General features: G+C 33.4%; 11 protein-coding genes. All 11 read right to left on the reverse strand.

The annotated features are described in order from the left end of the window. Positions 1–160 precede the first annotated feature (160 nt). The 11 genes from SB775_RS26830 to SB775_RS26880 all read right to left on the reverse strand — a co-directional run bounded on the left by SB775_RS26830 (position 161) and on the right by SB775_RS26880 (position 8,956). Positions 161–682, reverse strand: a complete 522-nt coding sequence (locus SB775_RS26830) for a GNAT family N-acetyltransferase (RefSeq protein ID WP_410864174.1) — start codon at positions 680–682, stop codon at positions 161–163. Between the two features lie 154 nt (positions 683–836). Beyond that, the gene (locus SB775_RS26835; protein WP_410864176.1) at positions 837–1,535 is read right to left on the reverse strand and encodes a Type 1 glutamine amidotransferase-like domain-containing protein; all 699 of its coding nucleotides are present in this window, start codon (positions 1,533–1,535) and stop codon (positions 837–839) included. A 475-nt stretch (positions 1,536–2,010) separates the two neighbouring features. Beyond that, on the reverse strand, positions 2,011–2,349 hold the full coding sequence (locus SB775_RS26840) for a hypothetical protein (RefSeq protein ID WP_410864178.1): 339 nt from the start codon (positions 2,347–2,349) through the stop codon (positions 2,011–2,013). Between the two features lie 266 nt (positions 2,350–2,615). Further along, positions 2,616–3,638, reverse strand: a complete 1,023-nt coding sequence (locus SB775_RS26845) for a DUF1835 domain-containing protein (protein WP_410864179.1) — start codon at positions 3,636–3,638, stop codon at positions 2,616–2,618. A gap of 118 nt (positions 3,639–3,756) precedes the next feature. Next, positions 3,757–4,122: a TIGR04104 family putative zinc finger protein gene (locus tag SB775_RS26850; RefSeq protein WP_410864181.1), complete on the reverse strand. Its 366-nt coding sequence runs from the start codon at positions 4,120–4,122 to the stop codon at positions 3,757–3,759. A 123-nt stretch (positions 4,123–4,245) separates the two neighbouring features. Further along, positions 4,246–4,485 (reverse strand): hypothetical protein, encoded by a 240-nt coding sequence (locus SB775_RS26855; protein ID WP_410864182.1) that lies wholly within the window; start codon positions 4,483–4,485, stop codon positions 4,246–4,248. Between the two features lie 302 nt (positions 4,486–4,787). Then, on the reverse strand, positions 4,788–5,189 hold the full coding sequence (locus tag SB775_RS26860; RefSeq protein ID WP_410864184.1) for a hypothetical protein: 402 nt from the start codon (positions 5,187–5,189) through the stop codon (positions 4,788–4,790). Between the two features lie 811 nt (positions 5,190–6,000). Continuing rightward, positions 6,001–6,255 carry a hypothetical protein gene (locus SB775_RS26865; protein WP_410864186.1) on the reverse strand — a complete coding sequence of 85 codons (255 nt, stop codon included), beginning with the start codon at positions 6,253–6,255 and terminating at the stop codon, positions 6,001–6,003. A 164-nt stretch (positions 6,256–6,419) separates the two neighbouring features. Continuing rightward, on the reverse strand, positions 6,420–7,259 hold the full coding sequence (locus tag SB775_RS26870) for a tyrosine-type recombinase/integrase (protein ID WP_230163008.1): 840 nt from the start codon (positions 7,257–7,259) through the stop codon (positions 6,420–6,422). A 225-nt stretch (positions 7,260–7,484) separates the two neighbouring features. Next, positions 7,485–8,264: an enoyl-ACP reductase FabI gene (fabI, locus tag SB775_RS26875; protein WP_410864187.1), complete on the reverse strand. Its 780-nt coding sequence runs from the start codon at positions 8,262–8,264 to the stop codon at positions 7,485–7,487. Positions 8,265–8,461: 197 nt separating this feature from the next. Continuing rightward, entirely contained in the window at positions 8,462–8,956 is a 495-nt protein-coding gene (locus SB775_RS26880; protein WP_410864188.1) for a GNAT family N-acetyltransferase, read from the reverse strand. Positions 8,957–9,198: the final 242 nt, after the last annotated feature.

Here is a 9,198-nt window from a genome sequence, read left to right on the forward strand (position 1 = left end):
TCAGGACTCTCTCATTCTACCAAGAGGTTATTTTTTTGTTCAAACTTCAATTTCATTGATTACAGGAATGCTGCCCCGATAGTTGCATAAAGAAAGAGCTACCTTAAAGACAGCTCCGATCCTAAGCTAAAGCACCCGTTAGTTGAAGAACAAAAAATAGTCAGAACTTAGATAATACTTGGTTAAGGTTATTCCATTCGTATATAAGAAGATTCAATTCAGCACCTGCAATTGTTATTTTTTCTGATTTAAGTAAGTTAGCATCGTAATACTCATAGAAATAACGGGTTTTATTGTCTTCTAATACTTCAACAAAAACTCTATTGAAACCGAGTTCTTCAAATTGAAGAAAAAGTTGTTTCAATAGTTGCTTTCCAACCCCTTTTCCTTGATATTCTTTAAGGAGATAAATAGATGTTAAATCACCAGAATTATTGACATTATTATTTTCTCTTTTTCCGCAATCTGCAAATCCTACGATTTCTCCCTCATTATTTTCTGCGACAAAGACATAATTTCCTTTTTTGGAGATATTACGATTCCACAAGTCAGTTCGTTCGTCATATGATAATTTCTTTAAAAACTCATCTGGAATAATGTTTTTATAAGTAGATTTCCAACTATCAACGTGTACTTTTGCAATACCTTTTGCATCTGCAAACGTAGCTTTTCTTATATACATTGAATTCACCTCTTATGAAAATATAAAGATTAAAGTATATATTCCATTTAATTACAAATAATCCTCTTCTTATTAAACTAAACTGCTCCTTTAGTTGCATAACAAAAAGGTTGCTTTCAGCAACCTCACTTATTGAAGTAAAGCACCTGTTAGTTTAAGAGGAACCTAAATATTCTGTTTGAAGTTCTGTCTCTTTAACCTTCCTTTCGAAAGAAACTCTATACGCCTTAGCATTAGGTCGTGAGCTAACTATTTTACTAATTTCTTGTTCCTTGTAATGAATAGCAACCCCGTCATCTGTCGCAATTCCAGATTGTATTTTATTAGATTCAACAAGTTTGTGATATGCAGGTCTTCTCTCTATTTCACCGTCGTAATGCGGACAATTACTTCCCTTTAGGAAACCCAGACATTTTATTGGTTCAAGTCCATCTCCAAATGAATCAGTAACTCCTTCTTCAAACCAACAAATGGAACCTGCACTCACCCCAGCTAATATTACCCCTTGATTCCAAGCTCTTTTTAAAATATCGTCTAAACCCCATTCTTTCCACAAAGTTAAAAGATTTTTAGTATTTCCTCCACCAACATACACAATATCTTTCTCCAAAATAAAGCTATCAAGCTCCCTGGTTGGAGGTTTAAATAAAGATAGGTGGGAAGGTTTACAATTTTGTTCATTAAAAAAATTATAAAACCTTGATATGTAATTATCAGAATCTCCACTTGCAGTAGGGATAAAACAAATTTTAGGCTTAGATTTCATTACTTGTTTTACTATATACAAATCTAACAATGGATTATCTGGTTCCATTGAAAAACCCCCACCACCAAGAGCGATTATTTGTCTCATCTAAATACTCCTTCCAGAAAAAAATATTAAGTAATAAGTTCTATAAATAATAAATATCCCTTGTTGAACTAATCTGCCCCGTTAGCCATCCATGAAGCGCAAAAATCAGCGCTTCACCACAGAGAATGAAAATTGGTTTCTAGGTCGATAATGTTTTAATGGCTGGCGAAGAAGGTCGTTGAACTATGGTGCCTTTGAGCCCATCCGTTAGTCTGACTCCGACGACCACGGTGTACCACCGACTGTCGCGCCCTTTATGGGTAGCACTCATGGGAGATTAATCCTTTTTTGGTCGTCGCGCTAGCCTCTACTTAATTTGCTATAATTGGAGGTTTTTGTTTAACGATTTACCAAACTCAATCAGATCACTCATAAGGCTCAGCCTTTTTTAAAAAGCATTTTTACTGGGTCTATTTTGTTGTGGTTTTTTCTGGATTTTGAGCTTTTTTAATTTTCATGGGAGTTGAAGAACTTATTAATGTTCCTTTGGATTTGTTATTTTGTTTTCAATAAAATATTCAGCCTCATCATTAATAATCTCTATGTAATTGTGCTTTTTAAAAGGTTTAGTATGTTTAAGAATTCTTCTAAGACTCCCTTTTACAACAGTTTTTTTATTAGGAACATCTACAATAACAGTCAAATATACCTTTTCGTTATGTTTTACTACTCCTGTTACTTGACCTTTTTCCAAGTCAACTATATATTCTGGGACAATCTTCAATTGGGAAAATGATGTCCATCCTGCATTTTTAGGTTTTATTCCAAACAGCAAAAATAACATTTCCCTATACAATTCATTAAGTTTATTCATATACATTCCCCCGCAATCACTTCATCAATTCAATATTCAAGATGCACCCAGAATTCCCCTTCTTGATGAACTAACCTGCCCCGATAGTTCCATAAAGAAAAGCTGCCTTAAAGACAGCTCCGATCTTCAGCTAAAGCACCCGTTAGCTTAAGTACATTTCTTCACAAACAATTTTACGAAAGTTATAGAAGAATCATCTAAAAAGAGAGGCTCATTTTCTGAGCTTCCCTCAATGTATCTTTTCATTCTGCTTTTCAATAAAATATTTATTTAAATTTAATACCGTAATAACGCATTGCCTCTAGGCTACCTTCATATTCAAAAATTCCCTTTTCGATTAATTTCCTAACCCTATATTCCAAAAAGCTGTCACCGATATACTGAAGAATATGTCCATAAACTTCACCAATTAATCTTGCACTCATAATAAACCCTTTTTTCTTCCCAATCAGCTTCTTCGCTTTTTCGATTATAAAATCATCGAAATAGTCTTCAGGTACAACCTTTATTTCTTCATTTTCCCATATTCTTAATGTACCAGGATTCGTGGAGAGATGTAGCCACTTTTTTTCATAATGCTTACGCTCTTTGTGAGATAAAATCTGGTTTTCGTCTTGGCTATATTTATATATGGTTTGTAATTCTTTTAAAGGGATTTCACCCGAAAAATAAGATACATACTTCTTAGCTTTTTTTTCAAACAATTTCCTGTACAATGCTGCGGTATCAATGATACAAATATTATTCTTTCGTTCCCGCAACAAATACAGTGTAAAAAGAAGTGCTGTTTGTTCATTTGCATTATCTGATACCCATATGTAAATTGGAAGATCATCAGGAATTGATAATACTTGAGAAATGACTTTCGGCAAACTTTCTTTATAAAATTCAACTTCATATTCAGATAAGTTGTTTTTTAACCATTCAAATCTATCTGTTTGTCCCTTTTCGGTATCTAAACTGTTTATAGGAGCAATAGAGAAATTTTCGTGGAAAGCTATAATAAACTCTTCATCAAGGATGTTTAATTCTTTTAATGTTTGTCTTAAATATGGATATCCAAATTGTATATGAACTTTTTGGTAATTACCTTTATCAAATGTATTTTGGTATTTGTCTTTTGGATTAAGAATTTGGTTATAAATTTCTTTAAGATCATTTGTAAACTCAACTAAAGAATTTTCCTTATCCTCCAACAATCCAATCTTAAAAAGAATAAATTGCAGATATAACTTTACTTCCTCTTCTGGTAGGTCCTTAACTATTTTTTTTATATCGAGAATATCCATCTAAAAAAACCCCTTATCTTATCTATTAAAAGTAATCACATTAACGTATCCTTTTTAGGATATTGTTTCCAATTCTTCTTCAACTAACTGCCCCGATAGTTCAACAAGTAAAATTTATTTACGATTTTTGAACAACTTTATATTTTGCGAAATAAGGGAAGCTAAGCATGACGGCAAAAAATAAAACTAGTATTATCAGAAATCCTACATAAAAAGGAATATAAAAAGGGAGGAGATTACTTGAGTTAAGAATGAATAAGAAAATTGGTACTAACAATGCAACTATGATTCTGGTCATCATAGTAACTTCATGTTTAGTTCCGCATTTCTTGCATATAAGTGGCTGATAACCAAAACCAGCAGTAGTAGTCCTTCCCACTTCCCTCCATGTAAATTGATTCCCGCAAATTTCACACTTTTGTATGTTCAAAAAAACACCTCTTTTACAGAGAATCTTAGCATGAACTCTAACCTTATTCTTCAAGAAAAATCCCCCAAAACTTATGCACCTAACCTGCCCCGTTAGTGCCATAAGAAAAAGGCTGCCGCAGCAACCTCTGTTAATGAACTAAAGCACCCGATAGTTTAAGTGTAATATTTCACAATGCTATTTTATTTTTTTACCTTTAGACCATTTTATCGTATAGAAACTCAAGAAATATATTACTAAAAAAATAACCCATCCCCGAATACTGTCGCTATGGATTTTAATACCGTTGGCACGAAGACACGACAAAATTACAACTGAAAGGATAACAGAAATTAGAAAAGCAATTGAATTATCTTTAAAAGTCATATCCTTCTTGGTTGGTTTCCCTTTTTCAAAAAAAAATTCTAAAATTCGCATTTATTATACCGCCTTTATTTAAATAGCTATGAATGCAATCCTTTTCATCCTCTTAAATCCCATTCTATTACATTTTTAGCTTTTTAAAAATTGTTATTTATTGTCAAATCCTTATTCAACTAAACTGCCCCGATAGTTGCATAAAGAAAAATCTGCCTTAAAGACAGCTCCGATCTTCAGCTAAAGCACCAGTTACTTTAAGTTCAAATTTTCACAATCCTTCTTTTGGAATATAACTAATTTTGTTGATAATACGTAAAATCAGGGACATCTTTATACGATGTCCCTTTGGTATCAAATTTCTAATTCTTTTGTATCTTTATGATTGCATTTGAAGGCGTAAACCCATCTTTATTTCCGTGCATCAACTGTCCATATTTAGTTGGTATTTTAACATACTGAACAACTTTATTCTTATTAAGAAATACAAGCAAATATATATCATCTCGATCAACCATATTAGTTGGATCTTTAAATTTAACGCCCAGTTGCTTATTTATGGTTTCTTGATCAGTGTAAGGGGTTATTAAATATGCTTTATCCCAATCGAAGTCCGTTAGAGAATTAAAATCGATTTCCGTCACGTTTTTTTTCTCCAAAGCAGAACTTATAGATTTCTCTAACCCTTTATTATGCATACTAACGACTTGCGAACAACTTGCTAGAAAAATTAGTGAGATAAGCATAAATACAATTTGTTTCAATATACCACCTCTATTGATTGGTTAATTAGTAAATTATCGATAAATCATTGGTTGTGTTTTGAGAACAAACATCTTTCATTAATAATATTATATACAATTGATTCTTCAACTAACCTGCCCCGATAGTTACATAAAGAAAAAGCTTCCTAAAAGACAGCTCCGATCTTCAGCTAACGCACCCGTTAGCCATCCATGAAGCGCAAAAATCAGCGCTTCACCACAGAGAATGAAAATTGGTTTCTAGGTCGATAATGTTTTAATGGCTGGCGAAGAAGGTCGTTGAACTATGGTGCCTTTGAGCCCATCCGTTAGTCTGACTCCGACGACCACGGTGTACCACCGACTGTCGCGCCCTTTATGGGTAGCACTCATGGGAGATTAATCCTTTTTTGGTCGTCGCGCTAGCCTCTACTTAATTTGCTATAATTGGAGGTTTTTGTTTAACGATTTACCAAACTCAATCAGATCACTCATAAGGCTCAGCCTTTTTTAAAAAGCATTTTTACTGGATCTATTTTGTTGTGGTTTTTTCTGGATTTTGAGCTTTTTTAATTTTCATGGGAGTTCATTAAGAAACCCAGTATGGAAACAGAGAAATGAAATGAAGAGACAACAATGTTCATATGACTCCACAGGGATTTATCGTAACCTTCTTTGCCGGACTTATAGGGATCGGATTGATGTTGCTGAATTTCGCGTTCCACAAATACCCCAAAAGATAAGCAGGAATTAAGTTGAGTTATGACACTATATCAAAAAAGCCGATCTACAATTTAGGAAATCGACCTTAAATAAATATATTAAACGCACCTCAATCATTGATTAAATCACCCAAGATGAGTACAAAGATCAAAACTGAAATCAAAATCAACCAGCCTACTTTTTTTGTTACCGATTTCTGAAGGAATTTGATTTTAGGTAGTACAATAAAAATAACACTAAAAAGTACAGCAGTTCCACATACTGTTTTAAGCCAAAAAGAAAAACCAATTCTATCAAGATACGGAGGAAGGAAAGTTAGTACAATAATAATCGAACTACTCAACGCTACATCTACCCATTTCAATTTTTTAACCGCCTTATGATTTCTAAGTTCCGTTGCCATCTCTATTATAATCAAGTCACTTTAATCATCAATGATTTTTTTTATCATAATTCCCTTCAAGTCATTGTTCAACTAACCTGCCCCGATAGTTTATTAAGAACAAAATAAAAAGGACCCTTGGTCCCTTAAAAATACTTTCTATACAAGTCTCTCCGCATTGCACCACTTAGATATGCATAAATTTTTGTGGTTTCACTTTTTTCATGGCCCATTAAATTTTGAATTACTTCTAGAGGCGCTCCATTATTCAATAAATTTGTGGCGTAACTATGTCTAAGCTGGTGGGGATGAATGCTCTTTTTAATGTCCGTTCTCTTTGCTACCAGTTTTATAATGTTTCTCGCTTGAGAAATACTCATTCGATGGGGTGCACGTGTTGTCACAAATAGAGCTTCCTCATGATCTTTTCGCTCACTTAAATATCGCTTCAACCATATTTCACAACGAGTATTGAAATATACTTCTCGTTCTTTATGTCCTTTACCTAATACGATTGCTGATTGATTAGAGAAATTGATTGAGGCTCTATCTAGAGTTATTGCTTCACCAATTCTGCATCCTGTTGAATACATAAACTCAAATAAAGCATTTTCGAATGTTGTATGACAAGCTTCCCGCAAATGTTCAATTTCCTCTTCAGACAAGTATTTTGGAACCCTTAATTCTAATTTTGGTTCCTTGATTTTGGAAGCAGGATTTCCATTAATTAAATTTTCATCCTGAGCCCATCTGAATAAAGATTTAATAAATCGAATTCTGTGACCCAGACTGGATGGCTTAAGCTTTTCAGCTGCTTTCCCCAGATAAACTTTAAGAGAATTAGTTGAAAGTTCTTGAATGGATATATTTCCAAAACTATTCACCAACAAGTTAAATTGGACGTAATAGGCCTTTAATGTTTGTGGAGAATAACCTTGGATTTGCTTATCTGCCTTATATAAACCCCATACATCAGTTAAGATCATACCTGTTTCTCTCCAATCTATACCATATTAATAGACAGTATAGACAAAAGAAGAACTATTATACTAGATTAGTAGATTTTTCATTAAACAATAACACCTGTCAGTTAAAGACGAAAAAGCTGCCTTAAGACAGCTCTGATCTTCAGCTAACGCACCCGTTAGTTGAACAAAGAAAAAAGTCGCTGCAGCGACCTCTTGTTAACCATACCCAACTTTTTGTCTAGCCTAGCCGATTATATTATAACCTGAATCTACATATATAATTTCACCTGTCACTCCTCTAGATAGATTACTAAGCATTACGATAGTCATATCGCCAACCTCTTCTTGTGTTACATTTCTTTTTAAAGGTGCAGATTCTTCAACTTTATGAAGTATTTCGTTAAAAGAACCAACTCCTTTAGCTGCAAGTGTGCGAATCGCTCCCGCAGAAATAGCATTAATACGAATATTCTCTTTTCCTAAGTCTAATGCGAGATATTTTACTGATGATTCAAGAGCTGCTTTTGCTACCCCCATAACATTATAGCCAGGGACAACCCTTTCAGCTCCAAGGTAACTCATTGTAACAATGGAGCCACCTTCAGTCATAAAAGGTTTTGCTTCTCTTGCAACAGCTATTAATGAGTACGAGCTAGTATCTTGAGCAAAAGCATACCCAGATCTTGAAGTATTTATAAAATCTCCTTTTAAATCTTCAGAATTTGCAAATGCAACTGAGTGTACAATTCCGTGGATAGTTCCTACCTTTTTACCAATTTCCTGAAAGGCATTTTTAATACTTTCATCATTGTTTACATCGCATTGAACAATAAATTGAGCAGAATGGTTATGTTCCAATAATAACTTATTTAATTTTCCCAGTGAACGTTCTAATCGATAGGTGAAAATAAGATTAGCACCAACTTTATAAAGTGACCTAGCTACACCCCAAGCAAGGCTACGCTCATTTGCAACACCCATTATTACAATATTTTTACCCTTTAATTTAAGCAAATCTTCCATTTCGTCCTCCTAAGTTAACTAGTATGTAATATTGTTACACCTAGTTGTTATACCTAGTTTTAGTACTAAGTACTAAATTTAGTATAGCATATTTCCTATTAAACTAAACTGCCCCGTTAGTTGCATAAAGAAAAAGCTACCTTAAAGACAGCTACGATCTTCAGCTAACGCACCTGTTAGTTGAACAAGAATATCTTTTAAAAGTAGTCGGGAATATTAAAAGATATGGAGTCAATATCATTTTCTTTTGAATAATACATACAAATACTATCCTTATATTTTTGCTTAGAAGAAGGTATTTCAATAAAATTAAATCTTCTATAAAATTCTGACCCAATATCGCTATATAAGAAAAAATTATTACAATCTATATTTTGCTCTAATTTGTTTATCACTTCTTCAATTAATATAGAAGCATACCCTTTTTGTCTTAAATGTAAAGGAGTAGCAATTGACCCAATCCCTCTAACAAGTAAGTCTACTGAAAGATTTAGTTTATATACTATTAGGGAACTTAATAACTCTTTTGTATCAGTTTCCTCCAGAACATACCATTTCCCCTTTTTGTACTTACTGGAACCCTGACACATCGTTACATATTCTTGAGAAAGCATTCTGTCTCCCCAAACATCATAGCCCATCATATAAACTACTTTCATATCCTTGTCTGTTGCTTCTCTAATTTTTTTCAATATATCTCTCCTTATGACTGTATTTTCTAATTGATTCACTTCGCCTTTCAAAGTTTAAGTCCTTTTTTTATTGAGCTAACCTGCCCCGATAGTTGCCTAAGAAAATGGAGCTGTTTCCAGCCCCATATAGAAGTAAAGCACCCGTTAGTTTAAGTACAATCATTTACAATCTCTATTAACTTCTCTAAAATTTTTAAGTTATGTACTAAAACTATACTTTGGCATCGCATAAAGTATAGAGG

The sequence above is a fragment of the Peribacillus sp. SIMBA_075 genome (genome assembly GCF_046534585.1).